11 protein-coding genes are annotated in these 15,389 nt (G+C 67.2%); 8 read left to right on the top strand and 3 right to left on the bottom strand.

Annotation, left to right across the window (positions count from 1 at the left end; genetic code table 11):
* Positions 1-11 precede the first annotated feature (11 nt).
* The 7 genes from ABD002_RS15765 to secF all read left to right on the top strand — a co-directional run bounded on the left by ABD002_RS15765 (position 12) and on the right by secF (position 9,665).
* Complete coding sequence (locus ABD002_RS15765; RefSeq protein WP_343792781.1) at positions 12-1,223, top strand: DUF3142 domain-containing protein; 1,212 nt, start codon at positions 12-14, stop codon at positions 1,221-1,223.
* A complete protein-coding gene (locus ABD002_RS15760) occupies positions 1,207-3,324 on the top strand; it encodes a hypothetical protein (RefSeq protein ID WP_343792779.1) in 2,118 nt (705 codons plus the stop codon). Before ABD002_RS15765 ends, ABD002_RS15760 begins: the two co-directional genes overlap by 17 nt.
* A 50-nt stretch (positions 3,325-3,374) precedes the next feature.
* Positions 3,375-4,433, top strand: coding sequence for a tRNA preQ1(34) S-adenosylmethionine ribosyltransferase-isomerase QueA (gene queA / locus ABD002_RS15755; RefSeq protein WP_343792777.1), 1,059 nt, complete (start codon positions 3,375-3,377; stop codon positions 4,431-4,433).
* 175 nt (positions 4,434-4,608) lie between these two features.
* On the top strand, positions 4,609-5,721 hold the full coding sequence (tgt, locus tag ABD002_RS15750) for a tRNA guanosine(34) transglycosylase Tgt (RefSeq protein WP_343792775.1): 1,113 nt from the start codon (positions 4,609-4,611) through the stop codon (positions 5,719-5,721).
* A 629-nt stretch (positions 5,722-6,350) separates the two neighbouring features.
* Entirely contained in the window at positions 6,351-6,683 is a 333-nt protein-coding gene (gene yajC, locus ABD002_RS15745) for a preprotein translocase subunit YajC (protein WP_343792773.1), read from the top strand.
* 115 nt (positions 6,684-6,798) lie between these two features.
* Positions 6,799-8,715 carry a protein translocase subunit SecD gene (gene secD / locus ABD002_RS15740; protein WP_343792771.1) on the top strand — a complete coding sequence of 639 codons (1,917 nt, stop codon included), beginning with the start codon at positions 6,799-6,801 and terminating at the stop codon, positions 8,713-8,715.
* An 11-nt stretch (positions 8,716-8,726) separates the two neighbouring features.
* Positions 8,727-9,665 (top strand): protein translocase subunit SecF, encoded by a 939-nt coding sequence (gene secF, locus ABD002_RS15735; protein ID WP_343792769.1) that lies wholly within the window; start codon positions 8,727-8,729, stop codon positions 9,663-9,665.
* A 101-nt stretch (positions 9,666-9,766) separates the two neighbouring features.
* On the opposite strand, the gene ppk2 is transcribed toward secF, so the two are convergent.
* Genes ppk2 through ABD002_RS15720 form a run of 3 tightly spaced genes read right to left on the bottom strand, consistent with a single transcriptional unit; the run spans position 9,767 to position 13,239 of the window.
* Positions 9,767-10,543 (bottom strand): polyphosphate kinase 2, encoded by a 777-nt coding sequence (ppk2, locus tag ABD002_RS15730; RefSeq protein WP_343792767.1) that lies wholly within the window; start codon positions 10,541-10,543, stop codon positions 9,767-9,769.
* A gap of 37 nt (positions 10,544-10,580) precedes the next feature.
* Positions 10,581-11,099, bottom strand: coding sequence for a molybdenum cofactor biosynthesis protein B (gene moaB / locus ABD002_RS15725; RefSeq protein WP_343792765.1), 519 nt, complete (start codon positions 11,097-11,099; stop codon positions 10,581-10,583).
* A 37-nt stretch (positions 11,100-11,136) separates the two neighbouring features.
* A complete protein-coding gene (locus ABD002_RS15720; RefSeq protein WP_343792763.1) occupies positions 11,137-13,239 on the bottom strand; it encodes an O-linked N-acetylglucosamine transferase, SPINDLY family protein in 2,103 nt (700 codons plus the stop codon).
* Between the two features lie 157 nt (positions 13,240-13,396).
* On the opposite strand from ABD002_RS15720, the gene ABD002_RS15715 reads away from it, so the two are divergent.
* Positions 13,397-15,385, top strand: a complete 1,989-nt coding sequence (locus ABD002_RS15715) for a hypothetical protein (RefSeq protein ID WP_343792761.1) — start codon at positions 13,397-13,399, stop codon at positions 15,383-15,385.
* The last annotated feature ends 4 nt before the right edge of the window (positions 15,386-15,389 follow it).

The following is a 15,389-nucleotide window of genomic DNA, read 5'->3' as shown; positions in this document are numbered from 1 at the left end:
CAGCGGCCGCGATGCTGCCCATCGTGGCCGCTGCGGGCGCGCCTGCCGCGACGACCCACGAGGTTTACGTCTGGCAACGCCAGTGGACTCCCGCGCTGCATTCCGCACTGGAGCAGAGTCGCGATCTGTTTACTGGCGCGCGCGTGCTGGTCGCCCAGGCGGGGCGCGATGGACGATGGCTGGCGACGGAGGCCACTCCACAGGAATTTTCCGGCGACACGCGTCCGATCGTCGCGGTGGTCCGGTACGACGGCGCCGGCACGCCGCCCGACGTGACGGCGCTGATGCCTTTTCTCGATCGCCTGTTCGCGCACTGGCGCAGCGCAGGTGTCGCGATTGCCGGCGTCGAGATCGACTATGACTGCGCAAGCGCGCGCTTGGCCGACTATGCGGCACGCCTGCATGACGTGCGCGCGCGGTTGCCGTCCGACGTGCGCCTGTCGATCACGGCGCTGCCCGCGTGGCTGGGCGCGCCGGCCCTCGATGGCGTACTCGATGCCAGCGATGAGGCCGTGCTGCAGGTTCATGCGGTCGAGGATCCGGCGCGAGGGCTGTTCGATGCGCAGCGCGCGGAGCGCTGGATACGCTCGTTCGCGCCGCACGCGCGGCAGGGTTTCCGCGTTGCACTGCCGGCCTATGGTTCGCGGGTGCGCTTCGGCGGCGACGGCCGTGCGGTGGCGGTCGAGAGCGAGATGCCGGTCGACCGCGCGGCCACGGACAGCGCGCGCGAATTGCGGGTCGATCCGGCCGAAGTCGTACAACTGCTTGGCCGTCTTGCCGCCGAACCGCCGCGCAACTGGAACGGCGTGGTCTGGTTCCGGTTGCCGCTGGCCGGCGACCGACGCGCGTGGACATTGGCGGCCTTGCGCGACGTCGTCGCGGGTCGGGTACCGATGCCGCGGGTATCCGCAACGATGGCCGCCCGGGACAACGCGGCATCCGATATCTTTGTCAGCAATGTCGGCGCAGCCGATGCGACCGTGGGGGGCGTGCTCGTGTCCGGCAGCGAGTGCACGGCCGGCGATGCGCTGCCCGGCTGGCGCGGCGAACGCGTCGCACAAGGCTGGCGCTTCGAACCGGAAGCTCCGCAACCGCTGCGCGCGGGAACGCGCCGGGCGGTCGGCTGGGTACGCTGTGCGCAGGTGGATGGCGCACGTCTCGAACGCAATGGCATCGAAGGGAGAAGCGATGAGACGACACTTAGCGATGAGACGACACCTTGAGACCGCGTTGGCTGCGCTGTTCATCGCGGCGCCCGCGAGCGCCTGCGGACCGTACTTCCCGGAGACCCTGCTCGACGATCGCGCAGCAACCTTGAGCCAGCTGCCCGAAGGCACGTTCGCGTATGAGGCGGCGCATCTGGTGCCGCAGCCCAAACCGGCATTCAAGCCCGTCGAGCGGGCCGACTGGATCTGGACCGAGGCGCCACCGGCGCGCGATGCGGTCGAGCGCACACTGCTCGGCGTGGACTTCGAGCGCACGCTGGATATTCGCAGGCGCGAGAACGCAGCGGTCGCGTATGCGGCCGGCGAAGGATTGCCCGAGGATGCGCGCCGCTATCTCGCCGGCGCGGTCGCATTCCAGGCCGGCGACATGGCCGAAGCGATGCGGCGTTTCGCAAGCGTGCTCGAATTGCCCACGGCCGATCGCGTGCGTTATGGAGTGTGGGCGGCCTACATGCTCGGTCGCAGCCAGGCCCCCGGCGATGCCGCAGCTGCCGCGAAGGCATTCCAGCAGGTGCGAGCGCTGGTCGCGGCCGGCGCCGCCGATCCGCTCGGCATGGCCGTCGACAGCTATGGCGAAGAGGCGCGCCTTCGACTGGGCGCCGGTGACGACGCGGGTGCGATCGCGCTGTATGCACAGCAAGCGGCGCTCGATTCGAAATTCGGCGAGGCTTCGCTGCTGCGCGTTGCGCGCGCGTTGGCTGCCGACCCCGCGCGGCTCGAGCGCGGCATCGCCGATCCCGTCACGCAACGGTTGATCACCGCCTATCTGCTGACGCGCAGCGACGAGCTCGCCGGCGAGTCGGCCACTTCCGATACACCCGCTGCGCCCGCGTCGCCTGGCGTAGTCGAGAACTTCCTCGACGCGATTGCACGGCGCGGGCTCGACCACGTCGAGGGCGCCGACCGGCTCGCCGCGCTGGCCTATCGCAATGGCCGCTACGATCTCGCCGCGCAACTCGCGGCGAAGGACTCGGATGGACTCGCCGCGTGGGTGCGCGCAAAACTCGCGTTGCGCGCCGGCGATGCGAACGCCGCGGCTGCCGCCTATGCGGAAGCGGCGAAAGCGTTTCCGGTGGAGACGGCGGTGCCGCGCGACGAGGATTCGCGCGAGCCCGCAGCGCCGTACTGCCGCGTCGAAGGTGAGGCGGGCACGCTGGCGCTCGCTCGCGGCGAGTATGTCTCCGCGCTCGAACACCTGTACGCGGCTGCGCCGACCTACTGGATGGACGCCGCGTTCGTTGCCGAGCGCGTGCTGACCCTGGACGAACTCAGGCAGTTCGTCGACAAACACGCTTCCGTTGCTGCGAAGCCGCTTGCGGCCGATGCTGGCAATGCCGTTCGCGAGCAGCAGGCAAGCTTGTTGCGTGCGTTGCTGGCGCGACGCCTTCTGCGCAGCGAGCGCTACGACGATGCGCTCGCGTACTTCGACGATGCGACCCTGAAGTCGAAGGCGACTGCTTACGTCGCGGCGCGTCGAGGTGCGGAATCCGGCGATCGCATCAGGCGTGCCGAGCAGTGGTATCGCGCCGCGGTGGCGGCGCGTGAGGATGGCCTCGATCTGCTCGGTTACGAACTCGACCCCGACGATCAGTACTTCGGTGGGGATTTCACGTTCGGCAACAATTTCGACCAAACTCCTGCGGCGACGAAGTCCGCTCCCGTCCTGAATCTTCCGACCGGTCCGGGGGCCGGCGAGCGTGAGCGCGTCGCTGCGAGCGTGGCGCAACCGAACGCGCGTTTTCACTATCGCTATGTCGCGGCCGGATTTGCCGCTCGCGCCGCCGACCTCGTACCTTCGCGTTCACAGGCCTACGCGGCGACGCTGTGCCAGGCGGCCGGTTGGTTGCTGTCGCGCGATCCGGCAGCTGCGCGGGCGTACTACGATCGCTATGTGAAACACGGTCCTTATGTCGAATGGGCTGCGGACTTCGGCAACCGGTGCGAAGAACCGGACTTCGTCGGTGCGGCGAAGCGGCTGCATGCCGAGCGCATCGCTGCTGCGAACCGCTATGCCCGCAAGGCATTGCCTTACGCATTCGGCATCGGCGCGTTGGCGCTGGTCGTCGGCGTGCTCTGGCGTCGCCGCCGGCGCACCTGAAGGAAGGCGGGCACGTCGCGATACGGAGCACGCGGCGTGCCTGGCCTACAATGCGCGCCCATCCGCTGCGCCGCGTTGCCTTGAAGAAGTCCGATTTCCATTTCGATCTGCCGCCCGAATTGATCGCGCAGGCGCCGCTTGCCGAACGCTCGGCGAGCCGGCTGCTGCTCCTCGACGCGGCCGCGCGCCGCTTCGAGGATCGCCGTTTCACCGACCTGGTGGAGTTGCTGCGTCCCGGTGACCTGCTCGTGTTCAACGACACGCGTGTGCTGCCGGCCCGTCTGTTCGGCCACAAGCGGAGCGGGGGCGCCGTCGAGATCCTGATCGAGCGCGTGACCGGTGCGCACGAAGTGCGTGCGCAACTCGGTGTCAGCAAGAAGCCCAAGCCCGGCGGGCGCATCATCTTGCAGGACGGCAGCGAAATCAGCGTGCTTGGACGCAAGGGCGAGTTCTTCCTGTTGCGTTTCGAGACACCCGAGCCGTTGGAGAAGCTGCTGCTGCGTCTCGGCTGCATGCCGCTGCCGCCGTATATCACGCGTGCCGCCGACCGTACGGACGACGAGCGCTACCAGACCGTGTTCGCGCGCGAAGCCGGTGCGGTCGCGGCGCCGACCGCCGGGCTGCATTTCGACGAGACGCTGTTGCAGGTGTTGCACGAGCGGGGTGTCGACTTCGGCTACGTGACCTTGCACGTCGGCGCCGGCACCTTCCAGCCGGTGCGCGCGGAGCACCTCGAAGACCACACGATGCATCGCGAATGGCTCAATGTCGGTGCCGAACTCGTCGAGAAGATCCGCCGCACGCGCGAGCGTGGCGGGCGTGTGGTCGCCGTCGGCACCACCGTCGTGCGCGCGCTGGAGTCCAGCCTGCGCGATGGCGAGGTGGCGCCGTTCGCGGGCGAGACGCAGATCTTCATTTTCCCCGGCTACCACATCACCAGCGTCGACGCGCTGGTCACGAACTTCCATCTGCCCGAGTCGACCCTGCTGATGCTGGTCTCCGCGTTCGCCGGGCGCGAGCTGATACTCGATGCCTATCGCCATGCGATCGAGCAGCGCTACCGGTTCTTCTCGTACGGCGATGCGATGCTGATCCTGCCGCCTTCTTGAACCCTCTCCCCGAGGCTTTGCATGGGGGAGAGGGCAGGGTGAGGGGGCTGCGCTACGATTTGCTTGAAACGCCGGAGCAGACTGCAGGCCTCGCCCCCTCACCCAACCCTCTCCCCCAACGAGAGACCGTTGGGGGAGAGGGCTTTATACCTTCTCATTCCCGAGTCCCGATCCGATGCATTTCAATCTTCTCTCCAGCGATGGCACCGCACGCCGCGGCCGCCTCACGTTCGCGCGCGGCACGATCGAGACGCCCGCGTTCATGCCGGTCGGCACCTACGGCTCGGTCAAGGCGATGACGCCGCAGAATCTCGTCGACATCGGTGCCGAGATCATCCTCGGCAACACGTTCCATCTGTTCCTGCGCCCTGGACTGGACGTGATCGGCGAGTTCGGCGGGCTGCACCGCTTCATCGGCTGGAACAGGCCAATCCTGACCGACTCCGGCGGCTTCCAGGTGTTCAGCCTCGCGCACAAGCGCAAGATCACCGAGGAGGGCGTGACGTTCGCGTCGCCAGTCGACGGGTCGCGCGTGTTCCTGAGTCCGGAGGAATCGATGCGCATCCAGCATGGGCTCGACTCCGACATCGCGATGATCTTCGACGAGTGCACGCCGTATCCGGCCAGCGAGAAGGTCGCGCGCGAGTCGATGGAGTTGTCATTGCGCTGGGCCGAGCGCTCGCGGCGCGGCTTCGACGATCTCAAAAATCCCAATTCGCTGTTCGGCATCGTGCAGGGCGGCGTGTATCCGGGCTTGCGCCGACGTTCGGCCGAGGCGCTGGTCGGCATCGGCTTCGACGGCTACGCGATCGGCGGCCTCGCGGTCGGCGAGCCGGAGCACGAGCGCAACGTGACGCTGGAAGGCGTCGAGCCGCTGCTGCCGCGCGACAAGCCGCGCTACCTGATGGGCGTGGGCCGCCCCGAGGACATCGTCGAGGCGGTCCGCCGCGGCGTCGACATGTTCGACTGCGTCATGCCGACCCGCAATGCGCGCAACGCGCACCTGTTCACGCGCCACGGCACCTTGCGCATCCGCAACGCGAAGTACGAGCGCGACTCGCGTCCGCTCGACGAGTCCTGCACCTGCTACACCTGCCGGTCCGGCTTCAGTCGTGCCTACCTGCGCCATCTCGACCGCTGCGGCGAGATGCTCGGGCCGCAGCTGGCGACGATCCACAACCTGCACTACTACCAGGAATTGATGGCCGGCCTGCGGGCAGCGATCGCGAGCGGGACCCTGGACGAGTTCGTCGCGGAGTTCCATGCGCAGCGCCGCGATGCCGGATAAGCCCTCCCCCCGATGGAGCCGTTGGAGGAGAGCGGCCAAGACATCATCGAGACCATAGCCCTTGAGCAAAGTCATAGCCCTCTCCCCCGAGTTTCTCGCGAGAGGGTTGGGTGAGGGGGCGGGGGGGCGGTGTGGTGAGGGATTGCTGAGCGTGCGAAGCGGGCGCTTGACGCGATGCTCGCGACGGCCTTCAGGCTCGCTGCACGATGCGACCCCGCCCCCTCACCCCAGCCCTCTCCCCCAACGATGGAGCTGTTGGGGGGGAGAGGAAGCAAGACATCATCGAGACCAGAGCCCTTGAGCAAAGTCATAGCCCTCTCCCCCGAGTTTCTCGGGGGAGAGGGTTGGGTGAGGGGGCGGGGGTTCGGTGCGGCGAGGGATTGCAGAGCGTGCGAAGCCTGCGCTTGACGCGATGCTCGCGACAGCCTCCAGGCTCGCTGCACGATGCGACCCCAACCCCCTCACCCCAGCCCTCTCCCCCAACGGTCGAGCTGTTGGGGGAGAGGGGGCAAGTCCGCCGGACCTGCTTTAACGGGCGAGCGGTGCGTGTGTTGGCCTGGCATGGCATAATCCGCGACCTTTTTGATGGGGACGGCTCTCGCGCCAGCCCCTATTCCGCTGGAGCATCCATGGATTTCCTTATCTCCAATGCGTACGCACAGGCCGCCGGGGCGGGCGCAGCGCCGAACCCGCTGGTGTCGTTCCTGCCGCTGATCATCCTGTTCGGCATTTTCTATTTCATGCTGATTCGCCCGCAGATGAAGCGTGCGAAGGAACAGCGCGCGATGATCTCCGCGCTGAACAAGGGAGACGAGGTGCTGACCAATGGCGGTCTGCTCGGACGCATCGACGATATCGCCGACCAGTTCGTGACCCTGGAGATCGCGCCCAACGTCACCGTCAAGCTGCAGAAACAGGCGATCTCCGCGGTGCTGCCGAAAGGCACGCTGAAGGCCTCCTGAGCAGGTCGTCCCTCCCCGGGGCTGGCTCCCGGCCATTCGTTGGCCGGGATGACATCGGGCCCATGGTCCGCCCTCCCGCGCCAAACACTCAAGCTGTGCCGTATCGGACTCAAGCATGAACGATTTTCCCCGCTGGAAATACGCGATCGTCGCCGTGGTGCTGCTGCTCGGCGTGCTCTACGGCCTGCCGAACCTGTTCGTGCAGCAGCCGGCCGTGCAGATCACCGCCAACCGCGGCGCGACCGTCGACCAGGCGCTGAAAGAGCAGGTCCAGGGCGCGCTGGAGAAGGACAAGATCGGATTCCAGAGCATCGACTTGAACGGCGATCACCTGCTGGTGCGCCTGCCGGTCGGCGAGGCCGAGCAGCAGGCCAAGGCCCAGGAAGCGCTGAAGACGACGCTCGGCGACCAGTACGTGGTCGCGCTGAACCTCGCCTCGACCGTGCCGGGCTGGATGCGCGCGATCGGTGCCAGGGAAATGCCCAAGGGTCTCGACCTGCAGGGCGGCGTGCACTTCCTGATGGAAGTCGACGACAAGGATGTGATGGAGAAGCAGCTGCAGCGCTATGCGGACGACATCCGCGCGACGCTGCGCGACAAGAACATCCGCTACCAGTCGGTCGGCCGCGGGCCGCAGGGCATCGTCGTGCAGCTGCGCAGTGCCGAGGATCGCGATGCATCGCGGACCGCGATCCAGGTCAAGGTGCCGGACGTCGTGGTCTCGAACGGTGCGCAGGTCGGCGATGCGTACACGTTGAACGCGAGCGTGAAGCCGGAGAAGCTCAAGGCGATTGCGCAGAACACGATCCGCCAGAACGTGGCCACGCTCGGCAACCGCATCAACGCGCTCGGTGTCGCCGAGCCCTTGATCCAGCAGCAGGGCGACTCGCGCATCGCGGTGGAGCTGCCGGGCGTGCAGGACACGGCCGAGGCGAAGAAGATCCTCGGTGCGACCGCGACGCTGGAATACCGCGCGGTCGACGAGAGCGGGAGTGCATTCGAGGCCGAGAAGAGCGGCCAGATTCCGCCGGACGACAAGCTCTATCACCGCCGTGAGCGCGGAGCCGACGGCAAGCCGGTGCCGATCCTGCTCAAGAAGAAGGTCATCGTCAGCGGCGACGAGATGGTCGATGCATCGAGCGCGCCGGATCCGCAGTCCGGTACGCCGGCGGTATCGGTGACGCTGAATGCGGTCGGTGGCCGCAAGATGCTCGATTTCACCACGCAGAACGTCGGCAAGCCGATGGCGGTCCTGTACATCGAGCGCACGCCCGAAGTGACCATCGTCGACGGCAAGGAAGTGCGCAGCACCAAGGTCACCGAAGAGGTGATCAGCGTCGCGAACATCCGTGGCGTGTTCTCCAACCGTTTCCAGACCACCGGCCTCGGCAGCAACAAGGAAGCGTCGGATCTCGCGCTGTTGCTGCGCTCAGGTTCGCTGGCCGCGCCGGTCGTGATCGTCGAGGAGCGCGTGATCGGTCCGAGCCTCGGCAAGGACAACATTCAGAAGGGCGTCAGCGCGGTCCTGCTCGGCCTCGCCGCCGTGCTCGTGTTCGTGGTGTTCTACTACTGGTTGTTCGGCCTGATCGCCGACATCGCACTGGTGTTCAACCTGGTGATCCTGCTCGCAGTGATGTCCGCGATCGGCGTGACCCTGACCATGCCCGGCATCGCAGGCATCGTGCTGACCCTCGGCATGGCGATCGACGCGAACGTGCTGATCTGCGAACGCATCCGCGAGGAACTGCGCAACGGCTCGACGCCGCTCGCATCGATCCGCGCCGGCTACGAGAAGGCGTGGGCGACGATTCTCGACGCGAACGTGACCCACCTGCTCGCGGCGCTTGCGCTGATGACGCTCGGCTCCGGCGCGATCCGCGGCTTCGGCGTCACCCTGTTCATCGGCATCCTGACCTCGATGTTCACCTCGGTCACGGTGACGCATGCGATCACCAACCTCGTGCACAGCGGCCGCAAGAAGCTCAAGGGCCTCGCGATCGGCAGCGGTTACACGCGTACCGCGACGGCCTGACGGAAACGACCATGGAACTGTTCAATCCCAACAGCAACATCGACTTCCTCGGCGGCCGCAAGGCCAGCATCGCGATCTCGATCGCGCTGATCCTCCTATCGATCGGTCTGCTCGCGACGCGCGGCCTCAACTACGCGCTGGACTTCACCGGCGGTGTGCTCGTCGAGGCAACGTATGAGCAGTCGGTCGAGATCGACCAGGTGCGCGGTGCGCTCGATGCCGGCGGTTTCCACAACACGCAGGTGCAGAGCCTCGGTGGCACACGCGACGTGTCGATCCGCCTGCAGCCGCAGGCTGACCAGAAGAACGCCGACAAGGTCGCGACCGACGTGCTCGCCGCGCTCAAGGCGAAGCGCGCCGATGCGACGCTGAAGCGTCATGACTTCGTCGGCCCGCAGGTCGGTTCCGAGCTCAAGAGCGACGGCATCGTCGCGGCGGTCTTCGTGATGCTCGGCATCATGATCTACATCGGCATCCGTTTCGAAAAGCGCTTCGCGATCGCTGCGATCGCCAGCGAAATCCACGACACGATCCTGACTCTCGGCTTCTTCGCGCTGACGCAGATGGAATTCGACCTGACCGTGCTGGCGTCCCTGCTCGCGGTGATCGGCTACTCGATCAACGACAAGGTCGTCGTGTTCGACCGCGTGCGCGAGCTGTTCCGCCTGACCCGCAAGGCCGAGCCGTATTCGATCCTCAACAAGGCGATCAACCAGACCTTGTCGCGTACGATCATGACTTCGCTGCTCACCGCGCTCGCGATGGCCGCGTTGTACTTCTTTGGTGGCCCGGCCGTGCACGGCTTCGCGCTGACGATGCTGGTCGGCATCGTGATCGGTACGCTGTCGTCGATCTTCTTCGCGAACCCGATCCTGTACTGGCTCGGCGTGTCCAAGACTGACCTGATGCCGGTCTCGAAGGAAAACCCGGAACTCGCACGCCGGCCTTGAACCTTCAAACCCTCTCCCCCGAACTTTGCTCGGGGGAGAGGTGGACAGGCCGGCCGCGCGATGCGCGTCCAGCGCGCCGGTTCTTGCCGCGCGCGGTTCGCTCAGAACCGCTCGGGTATCCAGAAGCCCTTGTTCGGCAGCCGTTCGGTTCCCGGCTTCTCCTTCAGCTTCGGCAGCTTCAATGGCTTGTCCGGCGGCATGCGCTCGGGCAGCACATCCAGCAAGTGCGCGATCACGTCGAGCCTACCGCGCTTCTGGTCGTTGAAGTTCGCGACGTGCCAGGGCGCCCATTTGGCATGGGTCGCGCGCAGCATCGCGTCGCGCGCCTTGCCATAGGCAGCGTATTGCTCACGTGCCTTGAGATCGATCGGAGAGATCTTGAAGCGCTTGAGCGGATGGGTGGCGCGCTCCTCGAAACGCTGCTCCTGTTCCTGCTGGTCGACTGCGAGCCAGTACTTCAGCAGGATGATGCCGTCGCCGGTGATCAGCTTCTCGAACGCCGGGCAGTCGGCAAGGAAGCGCTGGTATTGCGCGTCGCTGCAGAAGCTCATCACGTGTTCGACGCCGGCGCGGTTGTACCAGCTGCGATCGAACAGCACGAGCTCACCGGCGGCGGGCAGATGCTCGATGTAGCGCTGGAAATACCATTGCGACGCCTCGCGCTCACTCGGCTTGCCCAACGCGACGATGCGCGTGTAGCGCGAATTCAGGCGTTCGCTGATCGTCTTGATCACGCCACCCTTGCCGGCGGCGTCTCGACCCTCGAAGACCACGACGACGCGCTTGCCGCTGGCGATGATCCAACGCTGCAGCTCGACAAGCTGCTCGTGGAGTTCTTCCAGCGCAAGCTCGTATTTCCTCTTCTTGAGACTCTTCATCGCGGCATGCTCCGGTGCAGAGGGTGCGGATGGAGTGCTATTCGCGCAGCCTGGGCATCAAACCCGCGAGGTTGCACGGTTTCGTCGTCGCATCGAGCTGCGCGCGGATCAGCTTTTCCCATGCGGTGCGGCAGGCCGACGTCGAGCCGGGCAGACAGAACACGAAGGTATTGTTCGAGAGCCCTGCGAACGCCCGCGACTGCATCGTCGAGGTGCCGATCTCCTCGAAACTCAGCATGCGGAACATCTCGCCGAAGCCCGGCATCGGCTTGTCGAGCAGCGGCAGGATCGCCTCGGGTGTCGAGTCGCGGCCGGTGAAGCCGGTGCCGCCGGTCACGAGCACGCCGTGGATGCTCTCGTCCGCGATCCATTGCGCGACGATCGCGCGGATCACGTAACGATTGTCCCTGACGATGAGTTTTTCGTGCAGTCGGTGCCCGGCCTGGCCGAGCGACAGCGCGAGGTAATCGCCGGACGTATCGGTGTCGGGCGTGCGCGTGTCCGAAACGGTCAGCACGCAGAGGTTCAGCGGAACGAAGTCGGCTTGGGCGGTCATGCGCCGAGCGTAGCGCGCCACGGCGGCGGCGGAAAGCTCAGTCGAGCGGAGCCGGATCAAGGCCGGCGCGATGGCGCTGCGCCATCTTGCGCAACACGGCCGCGAAATCCGTAGCGAAGCCGTGCATGTCGAACAGCCCGCTGTACTCGCGTCGTTCGGCGAGTTCGGCGCGCAGCGCGGCGCGAGCGGCCGGATCGCGTCCGAGCCGCACCGCGGTTTCGATGAATTCCGCATCGTCGCGCGCATTCAACTGTGGCAGGCCGAGATGATGATTGAGGCTCGCGGCGACGCGCGAGGCGAACGTCTCGCCGGGGACCGTCAGCGCCGGACAGCCGGCCCAGATCGAATCGGACGCGGTCGTGTGCGCGTTGTATGGAGCTGTGTCGAGGAACAGGTCCGCATGCCGGTAGCGCGCGAGATAGTCCGCGTGTGCGACCTTCGGTGCGAACACGAGACGCGTCGCGTCGACGCCGCGCCGCACGGCTTCCGCGCGCAGGCGCTGGTCGGCACCGTCGGGTGCCGCCAACAACCACAACACCGAATCGGGCACTGCGCGCAGCACGGCGAGCATGCGCTCGAAACTCGCCGGGTTGATCTTGAAGCTGTTGTTGAAGCAGGCATACACCACGCCGGTTTCCGGCAGGCCGCAGGCATCGCGCGCGCGCGGTTCGTCAACGCGGCGGGTCGTGTCGGACGGCTGGAAGCAGCGCGGCAGCCAGACCACCTGTTCGGAGAACTGCGCACACAGCGACCTCGGCAAGACCATCCGATCCGCGATCACATAGTCGATCCATGGCGCAGCCAGCGTGCCCGGATAGGCAAGCCAGTTCACCTGTACGGGCGCGGGGCGCAGCGCGAACACCTCCGGCATCGCGCCGCTGCAGTAGCCGTCGAGATCGACCAGCACCTCGATCCCGGCAGAGTGGATCGTGCGCGCCAGTGCCGCGGGCGTCGCGCCGACCGCATCGTGCCAGGCATGGGCGGCGGCGTGCAGGCGCAGCGACAGCGCGCTGGCGTCATCCGGCGCGGTCGAGAACAGATGGATTTCGATCGCCTGCTCTCGCAGCGCCTCGAACATCGCGACAACGAGCAGCGCAGTCGGATGATTGCCGAACCCGCTGGCAACGAAACCCACGCGAAGGGTTGCGGGCAAAGTACTAAGCGCACGTGCGAAGGCCAGTCGCGTGCGCAGCGGCGCCATCGCCGCCTCGATCCCGGCCGCATGGGTCCGCGCGCAGCGGAACTGCTCGGCCGCGCTCGCGGGTTCGGCGAGGAAGCCGAACGGGGCGATGCCGCCGGCATTCCCGGCCACGCGCGCGCGCAGTCGCGCGGACAGCTCGTCGAGCGAACCCCAGTCGCACAGTTGCCGGCGCAGGAACACGAGTTGGCCGAGTGCGCGATCGAAGTGTGGATCGAGCGCCAATGCGTGCGCATGCGCCTGTGCCGCAGTCGCGAGATGCTTCTGCTCCTCGGCCATCAGGCCGCATTGGTACGCAAAGCGCGCATCGCGCGGCGCGGAACGCGCGCCGGCCGCATACGCGGCTTCGGCTTCGGCGTACTGGCGCCGCGCGGCGTGCAAGTGGCCGAGCAGCAGCAGGCCTTCCGGATGGCCGGGCGCGAGCATGAGCGCGTGGCGTGCGTCGCGCTCGGCGGCCGCGTGGTCCCCGAGCGCGAGTTCGATGGCCGCGAGATTGAGCCACGCACCGGAATGGTCCGGCGCCGCGCGCGTCGCGCCTGCATACGCATCGCGCGCACCCTCGAGGTCGCCGGCCGCGCGCCGCGCATTGCCGAGGCCGTTGAGCGCCGCGGGATGTTCCGGCTCCAGCGCGATCGCCTGTTCGAGCGCGGCGAGCGCGGCAGCCGTCTCGCCGCCTGCCAGCAGCACGCTGCCGAGATTGCACAGCACCTCGACCGACTGCGGCGCGAGGGCGTGCGCCTCGGCCAATGCCGCGCGTGCGTCGGCGACGCGGCCGAGCTGGAGCAGCGCGATCGCGTGCAGGCGCGCAACCTCAGCCTCGCGCGGGAAACGCGAGCGCAGCACGATCGCCTCGGACGCGGCCAGGTCGGGACGGCCGCTGTCGAAGAGGTGCACGAGCTGGTCGAGGGCCGTGGAGAGGTCGGAGGGAATCGGCTGGCTCATCGAGCCACGCTAACGCGAATGGCCCCGATTTCGCCAGCCTGCTGCGATGTGCTGCAGATCCTCTGCTGGTGGGTGGTTCATTTGTCGCCGCTGCGCATGGCACCATTCGGCGGACCGCGCCTCCGCGCGCCCTCCACTGGGATCCTTCGGAACTGCGATGCACAGATGGCTCGTTGCGATGGCCTGCGCCGCGATCGCCGCACAGGTCGCGGTCGCGGACCCCGCGTCTCCGCCGGGGGCGGATGCCCCGAAGCCATCCCCGGCGGCCGCGCGCGCGCTGCAGGTGCACGGCGGCGCAGCCGCGATCAGCTTCAACCCCGATGCGCTGGCGGCGCTCGCACTGAATGTCGGCGAAGTGAACGGCGCATCCGCGCGCACACCCGGCCAGCCCGGCGTGCGTTACGACGCGAGCACGTTCGCCGCGCTCGGCGACAGCACGCTGGAGATCCTGCAGCGCGGTTCCGCGATCGTCGGCATCGGTGAAGGCGAGCTGCGCTTCCGCGGCGGCTTCGTGCTCGCGTATCCGGGCGGCGCGGCCGACCTGCGCGGGTTCGCATTGCGCGGCGGCGCGGGAGTGCGCCTCGGCATCGATCTGGTGAATGCACGGGGCACGGCCTGGCTCAGCGCCGACCACGCGCACTACGGTTTCGGCAAGGACGATCCGCGCGAGTTCTCGATGCGTGAGATGAACCTGCGCCTGGCGCCGCATTTCGCGCAGGTGCTCGGTCATCCCGAGCTCACCGGCTCCGCGATCGGGACGCTTGAATTCCATGCGTCAGCCGACGCCAACGAGCATGCGGAAACGGGCGCGACCTGTCGTGCACCGTGGCCCGCAGCGGGCCTGGTCACCGACATCGAAGTGTTCAATTCGAATCTGAGCGGCTTCTGGGACTCGGTCTACGCGCCGCGCTGCGGACTGCCGCCGCTGCCGAACGGTGGCGCCTGCACAGCGACCAGCACGAATGGCAAGCTCGTGCTCGGCGCCGACGCCAGCCTGCGCAACATCGGCAAGACCGCAATTCCCTGGTACGGACACTTCAGCGGCAACCATCCGCCGTACGGCAACGACCAGCACCCGTTCCTGATCTGGAACCTGTATCGCGTGGACAGCGCAGGCCGCATCAAGCAGATCGGTGCATCCGGCGTGAAGCACGCGTTCTATTCGATCAACAAGGACTGCGGCTGCGCTGCCGGCAACGTGTTCTGGCCGGGCTGCGAGGACATCTACTCGTTCAGCAGCAACGACAACGGCGGCGGCATCACCGAGCAGAACCTCGCGCCGCGTTCGGAGATCATCCCGTATGGCGCGACCTGGGGTCGTTGCGGATCGGTCTGGGATGCGGACTGCGACGGCAAGATGGACGCGGGCAGTGGCGCGCAGGACCTGTACCAGTACCGCATGCAGGTCACCGAGAGCGACCTGCTCGCGCCGCTCAGCGTCGCTGCGCAGTACTTCTTCGAGTTCTGGTACATCGTCCGCGACGACGCGAACATCTACAACACGATGGGCTACCGGCAGATCCAGCCGCGCAAGAACGGCGCGAACTGGTCGGTCGGCCTGGTCAACGCGAATGCGCCGGATCGCGATTTCTTCCTCGGGCCCGCGATCAACCGCTGGGTCGATCCGTCCGCGTCGCCTGCGATGAATCGGGAACTTGCGACGCCGCTCGGTCGCGCGCGCGTGGCGGTCAAGGCGACCGATCTCGGCGACGGCCGCTGGCGCTACGAATACGCGGTGATGAATTTCGACTATGCGCACGCCTACATCGATCCCGCGCATGCGACCACGCCGGATTTGAAACTGCTGTCGAATCACGGCTTCGCGCGCTTCAGCGTGCCGCTGCCGGCGGGGGTGAGCGCGACCGAACTGCGCTTCGACGACGCCGACGGCGACAGCGGCAACGACTGGATCGGAGCCGCCGGTGGCGGTGCGGTGACGTGGACCGCGCCGGCCGCCGGCAATACGCTCGATTGGGGCACGCTCTACCACTTCGAGTTCGTCGCGAACGCCGCACCCGTCGCCGGCAGCGCGATCACCCTGGTCGGCGCAGCAAGTCCGGGCGAGGGAGAGTTATCCTATGCACTTGTGCTGTCCGGCCCGGGCAGGCGGTCGAATTCGACCCTGCCGGGGCATTCGACCGAGTAATCCG

The organism is Dokdonella soli (assembly GCF_039523175.1).
Lineage (GTDB): Bacteria > Pseudomonadota > Gammaproteobacteria > Xanthomonadales > Rhodanobacteraceae > Dokdonella_A > Dokdonella_A soli.
The sequence above is the reverse complement of the archived record's forward strand: the minus strand, read 5'-3'. Positions and strand labels throughout refer to the sequence as shown.